We start from the raw sequence: 21,205 nt of genomic DNA on the forward strand, positions 1-21,205 counted from the left end.
GAACCCGCCGACCGCGATACTCGCTCCGAAGGGATGTCCGCGACCGCCTCGGCAGCGGCCGCAACGACCTTGTCCATGATCAGCCTGTCGCGCCGAGGATCGCCGCGGTCGGCGCCGCGATCGTGGGCAGGTCGCCGGTGAGGTCCGTCGTGGCGATCGCCTCGCGGCACGACGCGTTTTCGCCGGGCGATGTCGACGCGAGGGTGCGCTCCGAGCTCTCAACGGCCTCGATGCGGTTCTCGCGTAAGGCCCTCGTGTACCAGCGGGACACGACAGCCTGCGAGACGGCCGCCGTTACTCGCACTCGCACCAGGAGAGCCCACTCCTGCCAAATCGACGCCGACCGGAGCAGCCCCGACGTACACAGGACAACCGGCCGCACGCGCGGACGCTGAGCAGCGAGCGCGGTCGAGCTGCTGTTGATCCCGCATCCGTGACGCGGCGCCGCGAGCGTCGGACAGCACGACGGCCAACGCATCGGCGGGACCATCGACGCTGTACAGCACCCGCCTGCCGGTTCACGCTGCGCCGGGACGTTCATCGGACGGTCTCGAAGATCGTGGCCAGGCCTTGGCCACCGCCGATGCACATGGTCTCGAGTCCATAGCGGGCGGCGCAGCTCATGCGCGTGGGTGGCGAGTACGCGGGCGCCGGTGGCGCCCAGCGGGTGACCGAGGGAGACGCCGGAGCCGTTGACGTTCAGCCGTTCGTTGATGTCGTCTTGCGTGAGCTTCCACTCCTGCAGGCAGGCGATCACCTGGGCCGCGAACGCCTCGTTCAGTTCGATCAGCTCCATCTCATCGAGCGACAGACCCGCCTTGTCCCCCGCCAGCGCCGTCGCGGGGATCGGGCCCAGGCCCATTACCTCGGTGCCAACGCCCACCACAGCCAAACGCGGTCGCGCCGGCGTCACCGCGACGGGAATGAACCTGGCGCTGCGTGGGGACCTGAGCAAGGCCGCCGCGCTCACCGCCCGGATCCCGATGAGGCGGTTCGGACTGGCAGCCGAGCAGGCTTCGGCTGTCGCTTTCCTCGCGTCTGACGAGGCCCCCTACATCACGGGTGCAGTGCTCCCCGTCGACGGCGGCTGACTGCCTGACCGTCCTCACCACTACCAGCAAGGAGTTCGGTCCGAACTGTGCACCTGGCCGTTCCCAGGCAGCCCCCCACTCTTCCAGATGCTGTAGGAAAACGAAGCGCCAGCCTACGACAACCGCAACACTGTCGCGTCCGCGGAGCTCTTGATGGAGTACGCCGTCGAACCGCACATTCGTCAACTGGTCGACACGGCGACACTCATGGTGCTGGCCGATAACGACGACTTCACCTGGTCGGATCTTGAGACCCGTACCTATCAGGCGATTCCCACGCCGGAGAAACGACTGCACGTCGTTCCGGATACCGACCACCATCAGCTCTACCGGGATCCGGAGAAGACGAGGCAAGCAGCCGTGGTCTGCCGTGATTGGTTCCTGCGCTACTTATGAGGCGGCGTTCGCGGTCTCGTTCACAGCTTCCCGATGCGAGCCGCCTTGCCCTGCTGACGCATTCGATATCGGCCAAAGTGTTGGGCAGTGCTGACGATGGAGGCGGGCCGGCCAGTGTCGACCGGGCGGCTCGCCGACGCAGTCTGGGACGAGCACCTGCCAGTCAATGTGCGAACGAGTGTCCAGGCGCACATCGTGCGGTTGCCGTCTGCTCGGTGGCTGTCGCATCCGCACTGAGTGGGGCGGGTATCGCCAGGTCGTCCATCCCGACCGGGTGGACGCCGTGCGGTTCGGCGAGCTGCTCGCAGGCGCTCCACTGGAGCCGGACCCTGACCAGGGCATGCCGCCCATCGGCCAGGCCGGCCGGAATACTCTGCGGGTCGGTGACGCTAATGGCTGTGGCGAACACCGTCAGACAGTCGACACAGCACAGGAGTGATTTGATGATCGTCACCGCGGCCTCGGTCGTCGGAGTGTCCCTGGTGGCGCTCGGCATGGTCCTGACTCCCGGGCCGAACATGATGTACCTGAGTTCCCGATCGATCAGCCAGGGTCGGCGTGCTGGGCTGGTCTCACTCGCAGGTGTCGCTGTCGGGTTCGGTTGCTACCTGGTGGCCGCCGCCGCTGGCCTCACGGCCATCCTCGTTGCGGTACCGGTGGCGTTCACGGTGATCAAACTCCTAGGTGCCGCGTACCTTGCCTATCTGGCTTGGCAGGTCTTCAGTGGCAAGATGGCGACCTTCGAGACCCGTCAACTGCCTCGTGACGCGTCCCGGCGCCTGTTCTTGATGGGTCTGGTCACGAACCTTCTCAATCCGAAGATCGCGTTGATGTACATGGCGCTGATCCCGCAGTTCGTCGATCCTGACCGCGGCCCTGTATGGGTCCAGGCGCTGATCCTCGGCGGGGTTCAGATCGCTGTCGCCCTCAGCGTGAACCTTCTCATCGTGGTGGGATCTGCTGCCCTGGCGGGCTTCCTGCGCGCCCGTCCGAAATGGATGCGCGTCCAACGGTGGGTCACCGGAACTCTGCTCGGCGCGTTCGCCGTCAAGATGGCAAGCAGTCGCTCCGCGGGCTGAAGGGGCTGTTTCGCGGGCCTGGCCACGGGTGTCGCGGCGGTCGAAAGCCAGTCGTGGGCGATGGACCGCGACCGGCGGACGTCTCGCGGGTTCCCGCCGGCGGCCAGCTTGAGGTCGAGCTCACGGGTCTGGCGATGTGCGCCGACCGCGACCGCCATACAGGCCAGCAGCACGATCTCCAGTACGCCGAACCCGAGGACGAGTGCGGTCAGGGCGACGGCCTCCAGGTTGGTGCCGTGGGGCCCTTGCTGACCAGCGGGCGGGTCGATGACCCAGGCCCGCGAAGTGAAGGCGATACTGTGGCGGCGGCGTTGTCAGCGTGATCAGTGCAGCAGGTGCGCGACATCGTGCCTGGCGTCGTCGGGGGAGTCAGGTGAACAGGGGGCGGTTCTCATTCGCGGTGGCGTCAGGACACCGGCTGCGCCCGGAACCATCTCGAGAATCACCGCCGCGATCGTGCTCGGACCCTCCAGGTCGATAACCCGCCGCATGTGGTCCAGCGCCCGCTGATCCTCCTGCTCGGGATTCTCGAGGCGCCGGAGGGCCCGCACGGCGGCTCCGTGAGCGATGGTGCAGCCCGATCACTCCCCGCCCCTGGAATCGGCCGACCCCTGGGAATCGGCGCTGCCACAGCCACTGGGCACCCTCTCTCACAGAGCGCAGCGCAGAGGGTGCAGGGACCAGGAGCGGGCGTCGGAGCGTCAGGTATACGCCGCCGCTGCATGTTGCGGCAGGCACGAAGCGCGACCACCTGAGAAGCCGTGCACCTGAGGTGCATGACGCGCCATTAGCCTCGACGTTTCTGATCGCCCCGTCTGTGCATCGAGTCCATGCAAGCTCGCGGAACAGGGCAGAGATCATGGCACTGTGATACGTCGGCCGCATAGCGCCCGCGGTCATCCCGCATTCGAGCGAGCCCGGGTCGCGAGAATCACTTGAGAGCGTAGTCGCGCAGGACGAACGGAGGAATTAGTTGAACAAACTCCCGTAAGAAATGGATACCCCACCACACATCTTCCGGTGAGAACCAGCCACTCCGGCGCAGGATCACCCGATCGCCGTCGATATCGATCGCCGGCGCGTTCCGGGCGAGCAGAAACTCCATCATCCGGGGGTGAAGTACTGCGTGTGCGAACCGGTCGTCGACGGTCTTGGCGTTGAAGAACCGGTCGAAGGCGGCGCTTTCGGTGCGCACCGGTTGCCAGCCAAGGATCCGATCCCAGTTGTTGATCAGTGCATCGGCCCGGGTGACGTCGAGCCGTGGCAACCGAGCCGGAAGCGTGATCCACACATAGCCGTACCGGTACCCGTCGTAATGACGGACGTCGCTGTCTTTTCCGCCGCCGGAGGGCTCGCCATATCCGGAGTAGTTGAAGGCCGTTACTGGAAACCCGAAGAAGTTGCCCTGGACGACATCGTTCGCTCGCCGGAACTTGTAGGTGGGATGCTCCCCGGCCACCATCTCAGCGATCGCCTGATCCCGGACCGAGTACGACAGACCGAGCCGCTGCGCCAACCGAGAGAACTCCTGGTTCCGATTCCGGGGACGAAGCAGCGACCGACTGACGAAGGCAGCGATGACGGCCAGTCCCAACAAGCACAGCGGACCCACGATTGCGGACATATATGGCTCCTCGACGCTTCCCGCCCTCCACAACGCTTCGGTCAAGACTAAGCATCGAAGGGGCACAGGTGTGGGCAAGGCCGCCGGCGGAAACCCCTTGCGTGGCGTCCCAGCGGCGGTAACCCGGGCCAAACTCCGCACCCAGCCAACCGCCGCGACTCCGTTGGTTGCTGCACCGCCGAGGACTCGAGCAGCGCGGCACACAGCACAGCACCGGATGCCTTATGACACCATCAACGTCCTCGCTACGCCGCAGAGCATCGGGTGTGTTTGCTGGTCCATCGCAAACCGCCAGATGAGCACGGTGTTCTTCTCAAGCCAAGAGATTCGACCCGGAACGAACCAAATGCCGGGTCGGTGCACCTGGAGCCTGCAATCGTTCAAGGAATGGTAGACCGGCTGGACAGTCGGCGAGGTTCACTCCGCCTCGCGTTCGGCGTCGTACGTCGACGCTCCGGCGGTCAGGGTCACCCAGCGGGTGGATCTGCTCGGGGCGCTGGCTGCTCTGACCCGGCGCGAACGCAATGTGGTGGTCCTGTGGTACGTCGAGAACCTCAACGAGGCCGATTCCGCGAGCCACTCGCCGTCATCGCGGATCCAGGCGTCGAGTTCGACGTTCTGGCGCTGAACCCGCTGGAACGGGACACGGCAAGAACCTGGTGGCCGAGCCAAGGTTGTGGCCGCAGATGCCGGATCGGTGACACTGGAATGCCACGGCTGCGCTTCGCGCAGCACGAGCGTCGAGTCGGGCTGAAGCCACGCGCGCTGGAGGTGAGACTCATGAGGCCGACGCGAAATTATGGCCTGGATCGAATGGTGCGGCCGACGCGCTTGGGCAGTGCTATGTTCCGGGCCCATGCGCATCTGGGGAGTGATTCTGCTGGCCGTGGGGTTGGTCGTAGCCGCGTTGGCAGGGCCGCTCCGTGACGCGACTGCTGAACAACAGACGGCGGCTACCGAACCGGGGTTCACCGATTCCTTCGACGGGGCCGTCGACCGCGATCCCACCTACGGGCTGAACGATGGCTTGGTGACCCGGCAGGCGGGCCCCCATCGCGGTATCACCTACACCCGTGTACCGGGCGTGTGGTACGCGGCTCCCGCGCCGCGGCCGTGGTACTCGCAGGTTAACCACGCCGCTCACGGCGGCCGGTTGTCGTTCTGGCTCGGCACGTCAGCGGTGCGGCTCGAAGCGCCAGTCACGGCGGCGGACGGCCTGCTGACGGCGGCCGTCAGCGCGGATCCAGTCGTTGGCGACACAACTGCCGGCAGCTGGACGTCGCTCGTGCTGTCCGCCGACAGAAGCGGCAGCGGCTACGTGACCGACAAGTCCGCAGTCTTGGCCGTCTTGGTCCGCTCCAGTGGCGGCATTCAGGTCTTCCATCGTGGCAGGCTGGTCGCGGAGCCTGCAGAACGGGCGACGCCGGACAACAATGGCTCGTTCCGGATCCGTGTAACCGCTGCTCCGGGTAGGCCAAGCGCGACGGTCCAGGTCGGCGCGGTGCTGGCCGAGATCCAGTTGGGGGAGGCGATGCCCAGCTCGACGTGGCTTCATCTGGGTGCGTACCTGGCGAACGACAAGATGGTCAGCACCTTCGACGACCTGGCCGCCTCTGCCGTGGGTGCGCCGGTCGACGCCATCGCGGCGACGCAACTGCGGTACTTCGGTTACTTCGCCGCCCGGATCACAGAGGCCGGAGGCAACCATCTGCCTGAGATCAAGGGCCGGACGAATCTCAACTGGGTCAACATCAGCGACTTCTCGAGGTACGCCCCCGAGGTGCTCGAGCAGTGCGCCCCGAACTCCTGCATTGTCTACACCGGCCACGAGTTCTTCACCGGCTGCGACCAGGCCAACAGCCCGAACTGCGATCTGTATGCGAATTACCGGGACCGCTGGCTGAGGCTGGCCAAGGTGGTCGAGCCCTACCTCAGCAAAATTGCCGGGTTCTACCTCAAGGATGAGCCGTACCACCGTGGCGCATCACCCGAGGAGGTGGCGATCTCGGCGCGCACGATCAAGGAGACGTACCCCGACAAGCCGGTGATGATGGTCGAAGCCGGACCGAAGGTCACTGACACGATGGTCGTGCCGGCCGACGTGGACTGGGTCGGCTTCGACTGGTACTGCGAGCCGATCGACCGGATCGAGCGGACGCTGCGCACGCTGGAATCGCGAACCACCGAGACTCAGCGCCTGTTCCTGCTCCCGCAGACGACGCCGCTCAAGGCGTGCGGCACCAGGCCCGGCTACCAGACCGACGCCGAGTTGACCGTGCTGCAACGTCAGTATGCGGACCTGGCGGCGCGCCATCCGCGGGTGATCGGGCTCATGGGCTTCGGGCTTTGGGTGGAGGCGACACCGGCCTCCAGCCTGCCTCTCACACTCGATGTGCATGAACGTTTCGCTGCCCGCATCCTCGTCGCCGGCGACCGCTGATACCGGCTGACAGGCACGGCTGAACCAGCACCTCTCCCGGTCCGGCGTGGAGATCGGCATTGGCGCCTGGGCTGCGGCAATGCTCTGGCTCGCCGGCTAGCGCCTGCGGTGAGGGGCGGATCTCGGCGGTCCTTTCGCAGTCGATCATCAACGCCCTCCTGTCCGTCGATGCGGGCGAAGGTGAAGCTCTGCCACCCGGTGCTCTGGCCGGGCGTAGCGGAGGGATGCCTCGGTGCCCGCACAAATCGAGACACGGCGCAGGTGAAGGATATTGATCTCGTTTCGACCTGGTTCGAAAGGATCAGCGATGGCGAACTCCGGGGTTCATGTTGGTGTCCAACCACCGTCTACATCAACTTGGAGGGGTGGGAAACCTTGAAGAAGGCAACCAGGTACGGCGGATTCTTGGCCGTTGGAGTAGTTGCTGCGGGGATGCTGTCGCCACTGCCCGCCTCTGCGGTGCAGCACAAAGCGTCGGCGGCTTGTGCGGTCTCGGTCGGCTCGGTGACGGCTGGCGGGGATCATCGGATGCAAACCTTCGCGGCGACGTCCCCGGTCACCAGAACCACCGATAAGATCGTCGGGAGGGACATCTATCCTGACGGGCAGGTCCGGCTCAGCGCGAGGATCCGCTACGGGGCGGCAGAGGTCGGCGGCGACGCGCACGAGGGCCCGGTCATCATGGGGTCGACGATGTACGACACCAGTTACCTGACGCCGGCTGGCGGTGGGGCCGTGTCGCAGAAGCAGGTCGTCCGGGTCGGGGCCGGATGGGACGTCTACCGGACACTCGACCGGTCCACATACGTCACCGCCGGGAGTCAGCGCGACACCGAGTACGCGCTGCACTTGGACGGGACGATCTACCGCCGCAGCGTCACGTACACCGACGGCAAGCCGTCCCGGCGGATCACCGGGTGGCAGTCAGGCTACAAGGGTGTGAAGGCGATGACGCTGATCAGCCAAACCTCGACGTACGACACGTTCCTGATGACACTGACCAGCGGGAAGCTCTACACCGCACGGCTGCCGCTGGCTGGTGGCCACATCATCCCGGGCGTCGTGAAGCAGGTTCGCAGCTCGACCTGGCAGGCGTTCGAGTCTTTGGTGGCCGCGCCCTGCGGCACCGGTACGCTGCTGCTCGGCATCGACAAGGACACCGGCTCCGGCTACCTGTACTCGGTTGGGCACGCCAATGGAACGGCCACAGCAATCAGAGGGCTCGGAAAGGTGCCAGGATCCTTCACCGATCCGGTCTACTTCCGGCGGACCAACTTGACGGATCCGAACATGGCGGGGGAGTGATCCCACGACCTACTCGCATTCGGCGTATCGGGCGCTGGTCTCTGCGAACGTCCGGACGAGGTCGTCGCGCAGTATGACCGCTACTGTCGTTCTCCGGTCGTCCTCCAAGTGATTGCTAGCGACAACGATCTGGCGATGCTGCAGCCTGCCGCACTGTGCTGAGACCCTCGAGGCACTGGGTCGGCTCGGCGAATTCGACTGGATGCTGGCACTCTAGGAGTCAAGCACCGACCGTGCCGTCGTCAGCTGATCGCTGGCGGCGGCATCGGTGTGTTCGGGAATGACTTGGTGGGATCACATGCGGTCGTCTTGACGTTGCCGAAGCAGCCTGTTAGGTCCTCGCACCTGCGTGCGGGTGTCCGTTGGAAGGAGGAAGACACCAGCACGTGCGAGTTCGAGCAGGGAGCCGCTTCACGCCGTTGGACGCAACTAGATCAGCCCGCGGCGCGTGGCTTCAGCACCTGCTTGAAACCGTGTTCCGACGCCAAGCGCATTGAGCAGACTGGTGACTCGGCGGCGGGCGGTTCGAATGCTGACGCCGAGTTGGCGGGCGATGGCCTCGTCCTTGAGACCTGTGTGGAGGAGTTCGAGCACCTCCAATTCCTCCTGCGACAGGCCCTCTACTGGCGATGCCTGCGCCAACAATGCGCGGATTGGTGCTCCCCTGTGCCAGTACGATTCGAAGAGGTCGATCAGTCCGTCCAGCAGGGTCGATGAGTAGACGATAAGCAGGCTGTCGGTACGGGGCCCGTCAGCGACGAGCGGCAACATCGCCACTTTCCGGTCGGCGATGATCATCTTGAACGGCAGTGTGTCCGTCACCTTCGCCTGCTCTCCCAACGCAACCAGTTGCCGGATGTACGGGAGGCGGCTTGGCGAGGTCAGCGCTGCTGTTTCATAAATCGCGCGGCATCGGACACCGCGTTCGAGCATCGGCGCCTCCGCTTCTACCTCTGGCTTCCCGCTCTCCTCATGCGCTGTCATACGGTCGAAGCCGAGTAATTCTTGTGTCGCCGTCGCCTGCAGTTCGCGGAACCGCTCAGCTGCGATCGTCGGACCGGACTGCACCTCGATCAGAGCGCTGGGATCGGCCCTAGCACTGGCAGCGCGGTATTCCATGAGTAGCGGCTGGATGGCGAGTCGGGCGTTGTCCAGCGTGTGCTGACGCTCGTTCACCAAGGCAGTGATGGCTACGTCTGGTGGGGTGACCGTGAATTCGGCGGACCCGTCGGGCAGCCGTTGCACCAGGCGCGCGGACTGCAACCGGTCAAGTGAGGCCCGGACACGAGCTGGCGAGACGCCTGCTGCGGTGGCTAGCGCGGAGATCGACGAACCGGGATGGGCCAGCAAGGCTCGGTAGACACGTTCGCTGATCCCATCGACACCGAGCGCTTCCAACACGGGCTCCCCAATCCGTCATGCGCCTGGTCGAGCTGGCCGGAAAGGGCGATCGACTCCAAGTGGACACCTCGACTATGGACAAGCAATGACCAGTCGGTTCTTCTAGAGAAGCTTATCCGCGAAGGGTCGGCCCGTCTGACTTCGGTATCCAGGCGCGGCTGCAATGTGTCCCGATGACTTCACAAGGAGCATGAGTATGCGTGTGCCAGACCGTCGTCGTCGCCGGTTCGCCATCTGCTTGGCAATCGCAGGCGTCACGATGCTCTGTGGCGCGTTGACTGGGCAGGCGGCGCCGCCGCCGTTGCCGCCAGGTCAGACGACCAACTTCGGGCCACTGCGCGTCAATGGACAGCAGACTGAGCTGACGTTGGTGACAGGCGACCGGGTGCTGGTCGGCCCGGCCAGCGGAGAGCGTCCGGCGATCAACGTGATTCCGGCCAGAGATCCGGGACGAGATGTTGTCACGTTCCATATCGAGCAGGTCGCGGGCGACATCTTCGTTCTACCCAGCGACGTCGCACCGTTGATTGGAGGCATGCTGGATCGCAGCTTGTTCAACGTCACTCGCCTGGTTGAAGAGGGTTACGACGATGCGCACGCCCCGAGCCTGCCGCTGATCGTGCAACACACGAGCACGGCTACAAGCCAGTCGTATGACTCGGTGGGACTGCAGCATGTTCGTGCTCTGCCCAGCGTGCAAGCGATGGCGGTTCGCGCGCCACGCGCCCGCGCCGAGGAGCTCGGCGCTGCACTCGACCATCCGGATCGTGGTCCGTTGGCCGGCGTTACCCGCATCTGGCTCGACCACACGGTGCACGCGACTGCGCTCGATCCGAACCTGAGCCAGATCAGCGCGCCGGAGGCCTGGAGTGCAGGTTTCGACGGCGACGGCGTCACGGTCGCGGTCTTGGATACAGGCGTAGATACCAGTCATCCGGACCTTGCCGGGAAGGTGGTCGATGAGGTCGACTTCACCGGTTCGGCTGATGCCGGTGATCGCGTAGGGCACGGAACGCACGTAGCGGCGACGGTCGCGGGCTCGGGGGTCGCGTCTGATGGGGGCCGCAAGGGGGTCGCGTTCGGCGCCGACCTGCTGAACGTCAAGGTGCTCGACGACGACGGTGTCGGCCTCGCCTCGCAGATCATCGCAGGCATGGAGTGGGCGGCCGCGCACGACGCGCGCATCGCCAGCATGAGCCTCGGCGGTGGTTTCACCGATGGCTCGGACGTGCTGAGCCAGGCTGTCGATGCGCTGACGGCCAGCAGCGGCATGTTGTTCGTCATCGCCGCAGGTAATGACGGTCCGGGGCAGAGCACAGTCACGGCGCCGGGCGCGGCCAGCGCGGCCCTCACGGTTGGTGCCGTTGATGCAAACGATGCGCTGGCCTCGTTCTCCGGGCGTGGACCCCGAACGGGCGACCTCGCCATGAAGCCGGACATTACGGCCCCCGGCGTGGGCATCATTCAGGCACGTGCTGCCGGAACGTCGCTTGGTGAGCCGCTCAATGACCTCTACACGAGGGCGTCCGGGACGTCGATGGCCACGCCGCACGTTTCCGGGGCCGCAGCGATCCTGGCCGAGCAGCATCCGGATTGGAGTGCTGCGCGAATCAAAGCGATGCTCGAGGTCACCGCGACCGTGTTGCCCGGACTGAACGTCTACCAGCAAGGCGGAGGTCGGCTCGACATCGGTAAGGCGATCTCTGCACGGATCATCACCGACATCAACAACCTGGACTTCGGCGTCTCCGATGCCGGTACGTCCGGCCTGTCGTCCAAGACCGTGACGCTGACGAACACCGGTGCGTCCAAGGCGACACTGAACATGGCGGCCGCGGTCGTTGGGCCGGACGGGGCAGCCGCACCTGCCGGTACGGTCACGGTCTCGCCTGCGCAGGTCGTCCTCGATGCTGGTGAGTCCGGCAGTGTTACGGTCACTGCCGACCCGAGAGGGCTGGCCGTCGGTGCATACAGTGGCATGCTCACCGCTACACCAGACGCTTCTGGCGTCGCCCTGCATGTGCCGATTGGTTTGGTCCGAGACACACCGCACGTCCAGCTGACAGTCCACATGCGCGACCAAGGCGCGCCCGCGACTGGATCCGTACATGTTTTCAATGTCGACGACGCGAGCCGCCTGACCGGTCCGCCTTCCACGCCAGTGAGCGGAGACGTGTCGATGCGGGTCGTACCAGGCCACTATGCAATTGCCAGCCAGATAATGCGGTTCAACGATGACGGCAGCATCGATACGAGCTCCTCAGTGTTCAACGATCAGATCGACGTAACCGAGGACACGGAGATCACGGTCGACACCACCATGGCCAGCCCGATCCAGGCCGCGGTCGCCGGACGCGTCACCAAGATTGACAACGTGGTTGCCAACTACCTCCGAACGGATGCCAAGGGCAACTGGCTGCAGTCGTTCCCGCTGGCGGCACTCAACAACCCGAACCTGCTCAAGCCGAGCCAGGTGCGGGTGGGTCAGGTGGGAACCGCCACCATCGGAACGGCCAGCACATACACCCAGATGCGATTGATCCCTGCCGATGCTCCCCACGGTGGGGTTAGCCCGTACGCCTACGATGCCGTGTTCAGGTCGCCACGTTTCCCGAACCCCGCCACCTATCGCTTGTCCTCGAGTGAAGTCGCACGGTTCGCCCGCGTCAGCGAGTGGTTCCGTGCCCTCGGCGACAGCGATCCCGGCAGGTACTTCGAGGCCCGCGCGCCCCTCCCGTCCGAAGGATTCGCACGCGTCTCGATCGCCGACGAACTACAGGTGCCGTTGAACCGGGTGGACTTCGTCGACCCCGATCCCGAGGTCAACTGGCAGCAGTACGTGGCACGGTACTCCAGCGCGAACGAGGTCGAGTACACCGAGCCCGTCGTGAGCTATCGGCCCAACGAGCACCACGCCGAAACCTGGTTCGGTGCGCCACTACGCCCGGCGGGACTAGCCGCGCGCAGCGCCGACGTCATGCTGGTTGAGGCCGGCGGACCGTGGCTGCAACTCGACCCACCGAGCGAACGGATCGGCGACCTGATTGACTCAGAGAACCGACACCAACGACAAGCGCTCGTCTCGTCGGCGCAGGACCTGCGTCTGTATCGGAACGGACAGCTCCTGGCGAGCGATCCCGACGGGACGCAGCCGCTCATCCTGGTACCGGTCGACCCGGCGCCAGCGCGGTATCGGATCGAACGCACGATCGGCCCGATTGCGCAACTCCCGCTGTCGGCCAGCAGCCGAACAGTGTGGGAACTCACCTCGTCCGCACCGGTCAGCGCACCCGTCGACGTCCTGCCACTGCTGCAGGTGGAGTACTCGATCCCACTCGACATCAGCAACCGGGCAGCGGCCCGACTACCCCTCACCATCGGCCTGCGCGTCCGCCAGACGGTCGGAGCAGCCGCCAGCCCGGTGCGAACGGTGAAGGCGTGGGTATCCGCTGACGACGGCGCGGGCTGGACCTCGATCCCCACACACGAAGCCGACGGGCGGTTCAGCGCGCTCGTTCCACCGGGTGCACTGCCGTGGGGGGCGAAAATCTCATTGCGCGTCAGCGCCTCCGACGCGGCCGGCAACACTGTCGAGCAGACCATCATCCGAGCGTTCGCCGTGCGCGGTCGTGGTTAGGCCGCAGACGGCCGCGAGAGATGGCTCAATCGACTCCCGAGTCGCGACCGATAAGTGCCTATCCGGATGCTGAGGCACACGACATTGCCCGTGCGGTGGCGCGGACCGATTGCGTGAGCGGATATGAGCGGCGCCAACGTGGCTCTCAGCGGCCTCTCGCCGTTGGTGGTGAGCCTGTGTGACAGGTGAAGCCGGGAACATCGGAACGTACGCCATGAACTGAACCGGCGCCCCAAGCCACCAGGACTCAGATCGACCGTTTCGGTGGACCTGCGGTACTCCGGCTCACCGGCGCGCGTGCCGTACGTTTCCGTTCCGATGTCCTCCTGGGCCGAGCCCAGGGGACTTGCGGGCGCGACCATGTTCGCATAATGTGTAACAGATCTGATTACATACACCCGGAGAGATGGTCTTGGCGGCATTTCGCCGGCTGGGCGACCGTCCATGGAGTCGGACAAAGAATGATCGATCCACCCAGCGTCATCGACGGTTTCCACCAACGGACCTCCGGATTCGGCTGCGTCATTGGAGATAGGTCGATTTGCCGGCTGCCGATTGAGTGCGCCGTTCTCCGACGGCCAGCGCTGGTACCACGGCAGGTCTTCGACTCGCCGCAACCGTCAAAGGTCAATCGGCCGGGGAAGAGATGCGGGGCCCCAACTGGTTTCACCGGATCTGCGATCGGGGCGCAACTCCTCAGCGAAGCGATCTGGACTCTCCCCTTGGTCGATACAGGATCAGTCATCTGCGACTCCAGTTGCAGGACGAGGTCGGATGGTGGGTCTGCTTTGGTGCAGTCGGCTTGTGCGTGGTCGTCCGCGCTGAAGGCCGGTGCCCTCGAGCCACGGTGTTCTGCTCGCCCATGCACGCGACGCAAGGGTGGATCGGAGGTGGCACTCGGAAGCGCCGCTGACGGCGTCGGTGGAAGTGCGTCAGCACCAACGGCGGGCTGCGCTGCAACGATGGAAGGATGAGATGCTGCGAATCTACTTCGACCCCGAAGATCTGGCCCAGACGACGTTACTGGCCGAGCCGGCTCCTCTCTGGGAGGCTCTGCTCAGCCTGCACATGTTGCAGGTCGGGGACGGGCCGGTCCCCTTCGGCGCTTGGCGCACGCGGCAACGGCGCTGGCTGAACCGTGAGATCGTCGGACCGCTGGCAGTGCTGGCTCCGCCAGCCGGGTACTCACCCGACTTCCTCACTCCCTCCGTAGGCCCCGCCTCGTTCGATGAGGCGGTGGAAGTGATGCTGTCGACGCCCGGGAGGCGGGTGCGCACCGACCTCGCGAGGCTCGCTCCGCGAAGTGGTGCGGGCTGGGTTCGGCAACTGGCCCAACCGCGGGCCGAGGCGATGCACCAACTCGGCCAGTCGCTGCGGATCTACCACCGGTCCGCATTGGAGCCGTATTGGCCGTCGATCAGGGCGGCTGTGCATGCCGACTACGTGGAGCGGCGCGATCAGCTCGCCGCCGGCGGTGTCGGCGCGCTGCTGGAAGGCGTTCACCCGAGGGCCCGCTGGCGGGACGGAGTGCTCGAGATCGCGGCGTTCCAAGACGAGGAGTTGTGGCTCAACGGTCGCGGACTGCAGTTGCAGCCGTCGTACTTCTGCTGGCAGCAACCGATCAAGCTGCTCGACCCGGACCTGCCACCGGTGCTCGTATTCCCGATCCGAGGAGCCACCGGTCTGCTGAGAGCGACCCAGGGACCAGCGGATTCCGTGGCGAGCCTCGTCGCACTGCTGGGCAGGACGCGGGCGATGGTCCTCGTTCAGACCGTGACCGAGGTGACGACCACAAAGATCGCGGGCGCCTGCGATATCTCGCTCGCCACCGCCAGCCATCAGACCAGAGTGCTGCGGGAGGCCGGCCTGATCCTGTCCCGCCGGCGTGGAAAGTCGGTGGTGCACACAATTTCGGCATTGGGGTACGCCGTGCTCGAAGGCCACCCCTGGTCGGGCAACGCCGGCGGTATTGGTTCCGGATTATCGTGTCCTGGCCCCGGTCGCAGTCTTGATTGAGGAGACTCGCAACCGGATCGGCACGCCGCACTATTATCCCAGCCAGGCCAGGTCCATAGTCACCGTCTGACCCGTCGATTGGGCGTGCCGTTGCGTAGACCGCCAGCAACGTCGGGACGGTACCGAAGCGGCATGTCTTGCTCATCCTCTCTCTTCGCGGTTGAGTTGCCGAGGCTCTCGGGGAGTGTGGATGGGTGCTTGCGCGTTACCAAGCGGTGTGTCGCTCAACAGGCAGGCCCTCCAGGTCGCGGGAATCACGTCCTAGATCTCCACCTTCAGTCTCGTGACGACTGCATGACCCATGTGATCCGCCTTGCGTTGCATATGTAAGCGGTATGGTTACATACTAGTTCGATGTTGCCCGTCAGCGTCCTCGGGGTCGAGACCCACCTGGCCGCCAGGCCGAGTATCCGTGCCAACGCGCTGATCGTTGATGGCCATGTGCCGCGAGCGCGCCGCCAGCCGTACAGATCTGCGCAAATGGAGTTGCACTATGCTGCCGTTTTCCTCGGGCCCCTCAGGATCTTCCGGCTGGGCGAGTTTTTTCCGACACCCGCTGTCCGCGGATGATGGTGGGCATGAGTACGCCGGCCCGAATCGGAGCGGCGACCTCTCGGAGCCATGGCACTGAGAAGCAGTGGATGCCGTAATTGGTGGCTCGGCTGACAGTTCGGTACGGCGCGCGTGGTGGTGGGGCGCCAGAGGCTACTGCGGATCTGCTCGTCCCGGTAACCACCCAAGTCCTCGGAGTGGCTGGCCTCCTGGTCCGGTCAAAGGCGCTCCTCGGCAGAACATCGCGCCATACCTGGAGGCTCTGCTACGTCGCAGCCAGCATCTAAGCGGGAAGGCCCGCCCGTGCAGATGTTGGCTTCGAACCGGCCGTTCTTCGCAATGGCGGCCGGTCTGGCTACGAGTCGCATGTGCACTGCCCTTGCCACGTCCGGCGGCAACAGCGTGTCGAGTGCTGACGGTGTTGATCGGATCCAACCCAGTGACGTACCCCTGCACGTCCAACCACAATCTGCGTATCGAGGAGCGAGTATGAATGGATCATGGCAGTACCGGGCCTTGGGAAGAACCGGGATGACCGTGTCCCCCTATGCGCTGGGCACGATGATGTTCGGCGCAGTCGGCAACCCCGACCACGACGAATGCGTCCGCATCGTCCACGCCGCGCTCGACCACGGCATCAATTTCGTGGACACCGCTGACATGTACTCCACCGGGGAGTCCGAGATCATCGTCGGCAAAGCACTTCAAGGCAGGCGCGACGACATCATCCTTGCCACCAAAGGACACTTCGCTCTCGGCGAGGAGGGCCCCAATCGCAGTGGGAACTCCCGCCGCTACCTGACCCAAGCGGTCGAGGCGAGCCTCGACAGGATCGGCACGGATTACATCGATCTCTACCAAGTACACCGGCCCGACTGGACCACGGACATCGAGGAGACCCTCGGCGTACTCTCCGACCTGGTACGGGCCGGAAAGATTCGCGCATTCGGAATGTCGAGCTATCCCGCTCACGAGATCGTCGAGCTGCACCGGGTCGCCGAGCTGCGGGGACTGATGCGACCGCGGACGGAGCAGCCGCCGTACAACCTGCTCGCCCGAGGTATCGAACGCGACCTGCTCGCGGTCACCAAGCGCTGGGGAATGGGCGTGCTGACCTGGAGTCCGCTGGCGTTCGGGTTCCTGACCGGGAAGCACCGCAAGGGCGTTCAGCCACCCACGGACGGGCGGGTCGCGCTGCGGCCCCAGTGGTTCGACCCGGAGGACCCCGTGGCCGCCCGCAAGTTCGATGTCGTCGAGGACCTCGCGCAGCTCGCGGACGACCTGGGCTGCACCCTGCCCGAGCTCGCCATGGCGTTCCCGCTGGTCCACCCGGCAGTGACCTCCGTGATCATCGGACCGCGCACCCTGCAGCAGCTCGAGTCATCCCTGGCCGGCGCCGCACTCGAGCTCGACGACGCCGCGCTGGACCGAATCGACGAGATCGTCCCGCCTGGCACCAACATCTACGAGCCCAACGCCCCCTTCGACGCGCCCTGGCTCGCTGAACCGGAGACTCTCAGGAGATCGATCACCGAGCGAACAGCCGCATCCTGATCCATCGACGCCAGTGACTCACCTGCCTCGCTGTAGCATCGGCCGGTCCAATTCTGGTTGGGGGCTGGGCAGCTAGCAGAGGATGCCGCGCGCAGCTCGCCGACAATCCCGTGCCGTACAGCTCGCCTGCGTAACCTGTCGCGAACTCTGAGGTGCGCTAGATGGTCCGGGTCCTGGCCAACGCCAGATGCCTCACCCTCGCAGTGACGGGGCGCGCGGGACTCTGATCGCCCGCTCCCGTATCTCGGTGACTAATGGCGAGCTGGACTTGAGCGCGGGGCGGTGCCGGCTGGTCAGGCGGTGATCACGTCAAAGTCCAGTGCTGTGTTGTGTCGGGCGTTGCCGAGCGCGTACGGGCGGCTGGGGTTTGACGCGGTCGGTGACGAGTCGTTCAAACAGTTCGTGCTGGCCCGGATCGTGGAGCCGACCAGCAAGGCTGAGTCGCTGCGTGTGCTGGACGAGATCGGTGTCGCGCCCCCTCACCGACATCGCACGCGAAATCATCACCGCAACCACCCAGCGACCGACACACTAAACCGGCACGACTCAGGTGCAGGGCGGCCTCCACAACAGGCGCACCATGTTGCCAGCCCGTGTCGAACAACGCGACGCTGTCTGGTCTCAGCCAGAGGTAGCTGTTGAGAAGGTGCGCCTCACCGTCAGGGATGCGCAGGCGCTAGCGGCTTGGAGCGATCTCGAAAAGGTCGGGCTGTGCAGTCATGGTGCTCCTGATCGCGAAAAGGTAAGTAAACCGCATGGTGCGGATCAGGTGGGATCTGCGCTACGTGCCCAGGGGAGCGCCCGCTGGCCACCGGTGGCGAGTGCGCCATGTGAAGCCGAGGATGAGACCGCCGAGTAGGAAATACGGTTCGATGGCAACGAGGAGCAGGCTTGAATGGTCGCCCTCGCCGCGCAGAACATCGAAAAGCATGAGGCACACGCCGACACCGCCGCGGGCTACCAACAGAACAGCTACCGTGACGAGCGCCCAGTTGAGTCTGCTGCGCGCGCCGATCGTGTCAGCCCTCCGTTCCGGACGAGTCCGCCACAGCCAGACCGCCAGTGCCGCACTGGCCAGGGCGACCCCGAGGTTGTACGCGGCGAACCAGGGCGTCTCGAGCGCAGCGTCAGCGGCTGAGGTTGAAGCGCCGAGTCCGGAGCGGCCGCCGACTGCCCACCACCAGTGCAGTGCTGAGAACAACCCGGCCCACACGATCGCCGCGGGCGTCCACTTTCCGGTCAAGATGTGACCGCGATCAATGCGCGGACGAGCGATGCGACCTCAGGTGATGTGAGGTGGTATTGGACCGTACGGCCGACCTTTTCTGCCGTGACAAGGCCGGACGTGCGCAGCACGGCGAGGTGGTTGGAGATGTTCGGCTGGCTGGTACCGGTATGACGGACCAGCGTCCCCACGGTCGATGGTCCCTCGAGAAGTGCGACGAGAACGGTGAGTCGGTTCTCGCAGCTCAGGGCGCGGCCCACCTCAAGCATGGCGGCCGGGTCTGCAGTTCGCGAGGACTCATACATCACTGGATCATGATACCTGGGCGACACATCAGAAACCAGTGATCGATTGGTTCGGTGACGTCAACTCAGACCCAGTGGACAGCCTCGTCGGCAACTCGCCGCCCATTATTTAGGCTGGCACCACTTGGTCGGCGGTGGCTCCTGTCTCCTGAAACGAAAGGCCTGCCCGATCAGTGCGCACCCCAGCGGACGAACCGCCAGAGGTACGATGCGTGCTGGCGGTGGCCTGCGACCATCACCTGACCTTCCCGGCCGGGAAACACCGGGACAAGCCCCCCTGGTCCCGCCGACTGTCATCACGAGCGTGGAACCGGCTCAGCCCAGGCATTGGCGTGAAAGGTCACCGCTGGTACGACTGAGCGCTGATCGACATCACCGACTCTCGAGATTCTCGGCGATTACACCTTGCTGGTACGCCACTCGACCAGCACTGGTGAGCTCTCCTTCTACCGCTGCCACACGCTCACCCCGATGCCGCGGGCGACCCTCGTCGCCGTAGCGGGCGCACATGGACGATCGAGGAGTCTTCCAAGCAGGCAAGGGATTCACCGGCACCTGTTCACCCGACTGCTCCACCACGCCGACCAGCGCGCGTTGGACACCTACTGCACTGGTCCAGGTGGGACGCCGCCACCCGGCCCGCGCACGCGACTGCCGCCACCATCGTCAAGCAGCCCAGCTCACTGATCACGAACTACTGCTGGAGTATTAACCGCGGCTAACCGGGAGCATCAGAATCCCCAACACCATCAAGCGCCGATGCGACATAGGCTTCCTGCATGTTTCGAGGAAGGTGATAAGCGTGCCGCCATTGCACATTTTCGGTCGAATTGGTCAGCCGGTGTTTCGATCGCTCATCTTGTCCATCGCCGATAACCGGCGAATCCGTGCAATCGCGGATAGGCGCGGACTGGAGGCGGGAGCCGACCGTTTCGTCGCGGGCGAATCCCTCGATGAATGTATTCCGGTCTTGCAGCAGCTCGGGTCTGACGGTATGCGTACCTACGTGATTGCCTTGGGTGAAGCTGTTCACACCAAGGAGGGAGCTGCCGAAGCAGCAAGGATCTATGAAGAGCTTATTCCCGCGATCGCTGCTGAGGGACTGAACACCACCTTCTCTATCAAGCTGACGCATCTGGGACTTGAGGTCGACCGAGAGCTGGCGCTTCGGCACGCCCGGCGGATCATTTCGCTGGCCGCGACGCATTCCGCGTTCGCTCGCTTGGACATGGAGCATTCTGCTGTCGTCGATGACACTCTTGCTATCTACCGTGCATTGCGCAGTGAGGGCCTCGAGAACACTGGAGTAGTACTCCAGGCTTATCTACACCGCACCATGGATGACCTGATCAACCTGCTGCCTCTCGAACCGAACGTGCGGGTCGTCAAAGGTGCGTACCTGGAGCCGGCGACGGCTGCTCTGCAACGCAAGGACCATGTCGACGTCGCGTACGACCAGTTGGCCCGGACCGCGCTCACCTATGCCAAGTTCACCGCGGTCGCCACGCACGACCAGCGAGCGATCCGCGTCGCGGCCGATGTCGCGCTCGAGCAGAGTTCGGAGTTCGAGTTCCAAATGCTCTACGGCGTTCGCTATGCACTGGCCCAACAGCTCGTCGCCGCCGGTCAGCCGGTGCGGATCTGCGTGCCCTTCGGGCAGGATTGGTTCGTCTACTTCGCCAGAAGGCTGGCCGAACGACCGGCTAATGCTCTCTTCCTGCTCCGCAATCTCGGGAGGCGGTAGCCGTGGTCTATCTGAACTTTGCTGAGGCCGCGGAAGCCAGTCGCAGCCGACCGGAGAGGTTGCGCGCAGAGCTGCCGAATGGTGCCACCGCTCTCGCAGGCTCGGTGGCGAACGTGCGATGGTTGACGGCGCTTGCAGGCGTACCGCACGTGTACTACAACCGCGGTGGGTTGGCCGCGCTGGTCGGCTCGGTCGGAGCTTGCCATGTAGTGGCGCCGGCCTCCGAGCTCGGGTGGATCTGCGAGGTCTACGAGAGCAAGCTGGTGCATGCTCACGGACACTTCGTCTATCGCGGTGACGAGCTCTCGATCGGCGCAGGCAGGACGTCCGGGAACACTCCCGCAGAGGCCGTCGTCGAAGCATTGAACGGTCTCCCTGACAGCCAACTGATTGTCCACGACGGTCATGTCGCACCCGAGGTTCTGGATGCCCTCGCTGATGCCCGGCCCGATCTGGTTCTGGTGGCGGATCCGGAGCTCTTCAGCAAGGCACGCAGTGTCAAGGATAGATACGAGCTGGATCGCCTGCGACGAGCGAACCTGGCCGCGGAGGCCGGGATCACAGCAGCTCTCGACCAGGCTCGGCCTGGCATCACCGAGCGCGAGATGCTGCGGGCGGTTCGCCGGGTCATGGTTGACCATGACGCGCATCCGCTGCTCAGCGCTCTGGGGTTCTCGGAGCGGGGAGCGTTGGTCGACATGCCGGTCTCGGATCGTGCACTGCGCCGAGGCGATGTCATCCGCTTCGACATCGGTTGCACGGTTGAGGGGTATCACTCCGATCTATCCAGAACCGCGGTGTTCGGATCCGTCGACAGCGAGCTGCGGGACCTGCAC

17 protein-coding genes and 1 pseudogene are annotated in these 21,205 nt (G+C 65.0%); 12 read left to right on the forward strand and 6 right to left on the reverse strand.

The window, feature by feature from the left end:
• Positions 1-79: 79 nt before the first annotated feature.
• The gene (locus ABD255_RS06215; RefSeq protein ID WP_344210729.1) at positions 80-913 is read right to left on the reverse strand and encodes an acetyl-CoA C-acetyltransferase; all 834 of its coding nucleotides are present in this window, start codon (positions 911-913) and stop codon (positions 80-82) included.
• A gap of 10 nt (positions 914-923) precedes the next feature.
• Between ABD255_RS06215 and ABD255_RS06220 the strand changes: the two genes are divergently transcribed.
• The 3 genes from ABD255_RS06220 to ABD255_RS06230 all read left to right on the forward strand — a co-directional run bounded on the left by ABD255_RS06220 (position 924) and on the right by ABD255_RS06230 (position 2,566).
• On the forward strand, positions 924-1,091 hold the full coding sequence (locus ABD255_RS06220) for an SDR family oxidoreductase (protein ID WP_344210731.1): 168 nt from the start codon (positions 924-926) through the stop codon (positions 1,089-1,091).
• 153 nt (positions 1,092-1,244) lie between these two features.
• On the forward strand, positions 1,245-1,487 hold the full coding sequence (locus ABD255_RS06225; protein WP_344210733.1) for an alpha/beta hydrolase family protein: 243 nt from the start codon (positions 1,245-1,247) through the stop codon (positions 1,485-1,487).
• 443 nt (positions 1,488-1,930) lie between these two features.
• Positions 1,931-2,566, forward strand: a complete 636-nt coding sequence (locus tag ABD255_RS06230; protein ID WP_344210734.1) for a LysE family translocator — start codon at positions 1,931-1,933, stop codon at positions 2,564-2,566.
• Between the two features lie 323 nt (positions 2,567-2,889).
• Here the strand turns inward: ABD255_RS06230 and ABD255_RS06235 are convergent, their stop codons facing one another.
• On the reverse strand, positions 2,890-3,117 hold the full coding sequence (locus ABD255_RS06235) for a hypothetical protein (protein WP_344210735.1): 228 nt from the start codon (positions 3,115-3,117) through the stop codon (positions 2,890-2,892).
• Positions 3,118-3,497: 380 nt separating this feature from the next.
• Positions 3,498-4,082: a hypothetical protein gene (locus ABD255_RS06240; RefSeq protein ID WP_344210736.1), complete on the reverse strand. Its 585-nt coding sequence runs from the start codon at positions 4,080-4,082 to the stop codon at positions 3,498-3,500.
• A 586-nt stretch (positions 4,083-4,668) separates the two neighbouring features.
• Between ABD255_RS06240 and ABD255_RS06245 the strand changes: the two genes are divergently transcribed.
• From ABD255_RS06245 to ABD255_RS06255, 3 genes are all read left to right on the forward strand, one after another.
• Positions 4,669-4,818 (forward strand): hypothetical protein, encoded by a 150-nt coding sequence (locus ABD255_RS06245; protein WP_344210737.1) that lies wholly within the window; start codon positions 4,669-4,671, stop codon positions 4,816-4,818.
• Positions 4,819-5,046: 228 nt separating this feature from the next.
• A complete protein-coding gene (locus ABD255_RS06250; RefSeq protein ID WP_344210739.1) occupies positions 5,047-6,630 on the forward strand; it encodes a hypothetical protein in 1,584 nt (527 codons plus the stop codon).
• 528 nt (positions 6,631-7,158) lie between these two features.
• Complete coding sequence (locus ABD255_RS06255) at positions 7,159-7,935, forward strand: hypothetical protein (protein ID WP_344210741.1); 777 nt, start codon at positions 7,159-7,161, stop codon at positions 7,933-7,935.
• Positions 7,936-8,364: 429 nt separating this feature from the next.
• Here ABD255_RS06255 and ABD255_RS06260 read toward each other — a convergent pair whose 3' ends face one another.
• The gene (locus ABD255_RS06260) at positions 8,365-9,336 is read right to left on the reverse strand and encodes a winged helix-turn-helix transcriptional regulator (protein ID WP_344210743.1); all 972 of its coding nucleotides are present in this window, start codon (positions 9,334-9,336) and stop codon (positions 8,365-8,367) included.
• A 196-nt stretch (positions 9,337-9,532) separates the two neighbouring features.
• On the opposite strand from ABD255_RS06260, the gene ABD255_RS06265 reads away from it, so the two are divergent.
• The 4 genes and pseudogenes from ABD255_RS06265 to ABD255_RS43640 form a co-directional block, all read left to right on the forward strand.
• A complete protein-coding gene (locus tag ABD255_RS06265; protein WP_344210745.1) occupies positions 9,533-12,973 on the forward strand; it encodes a S8 family peptidase in 3,441 nt (1,146 codons plus the stop codon).
• A gap of 975 nt (positions 12,974-13,948) precedes the next feature.
• The gene (locus ABD255_RS06270; protein WP_344210747.1) at positions 13,949-14,989 is read left to right on the forward strand and encodes an ArsR/SmtB family transcription factor; all 1,041 of its coding nucleotides are present in this window, start codon (positions 13,949-13,951) and stop codon (positions 14,987-14,989) included.
• A gap of 1,041 nt (positions 14,990-16,030) precedes the next feature.
• Positions 16,031-17,095: an aldo/keto reductase gene (locus ABD255_RS06275; RefSeq protein ID WP_344210749.1), complete on the forward strand. Its 1,065-nt coding sequence runs from the start codon at positions 16,031-16,033 to the stop codon at positions 17,093-17,095.
• A 285-nt stretch (positions 17,096-17,380) separates the two neighbouring features.
• Positions 17,381-17,575: pseudogene (locus tag ABD255_RS43640) on the forward strand (IS1634 family transposase); the annotation flags it as partial.
• Between the two features lie 301 nt (positions 17,576-17,876).
• Here the strand turns inward: ABD255_RS43640 and ABD255_RS06280 are convergent.
• Together ABD255_RS06280 and ABD255_RS06285 are read right to left on the reverse strand one after the other, a co-directional pair.
• Positions 17,877-18,338, reverse strand: coding sequence for a DUF3995 domain-containing protein (locus tag ABD255_RS06280; protein ID WP_344210751.1), 462 nt, complete (start codon positions 18,336-18,338; stop codon positions 17,877-17,879).
• Positions 18,335-18,625, reverse strand: a complete 291-nt coding sequence (locus ABD255_RS06285) for an ArsR/SmtB family transcription factor (RefSeq protein ID WP_344210753.1) — start codon at positions 18,623-18,625, stop codon at positions 18,335-18,337. Before ABD255_RS06285 ends, ABD255_RS06280 begins: the two co-directional genes overlap by 4 nt.
• A gap of 802 nt (positions 18,626-19,427) precedes the next feature.
• Here ABD255_RS06285 and ABD255_RS06290 point away from each other — a divergent pair.
• Together ABD255_RS06290 and ABD255_RS06295 are read left to right on the forward strand one after the other, a co-directional pair.
• On the forward strand, positions 19,428-20,369 hold the full coding sequence (locus ABD255_RS06290) for a proline dehydrogenase family protein (protein ID WP_344210755.1): 942 nt from the start codon (positions 19,428-19,430) through the stop codon (positions 20,367-20,369).
• A 122-nt stretch (positions 20,370-20,491) separates the two neighbouring features.
• Positions 20,492-21,205 (forward strand): M24 family metallopeptidase (locus ABD255_RS06295; protein WP_344210757.1); only part of this gene is annotated, 714 nt, incomplete at its 3' end.

Source organism: Kribbella sancticallisti (assembly GCF_039530625.1).
In the GTDB taxonomy this organism is placed as follows: Bacteria; Actinomycetota; Actinomycetes; order Propionibacteriales; family Kribbellaceae; genus Kribbella; species Kribbella sancticallisti.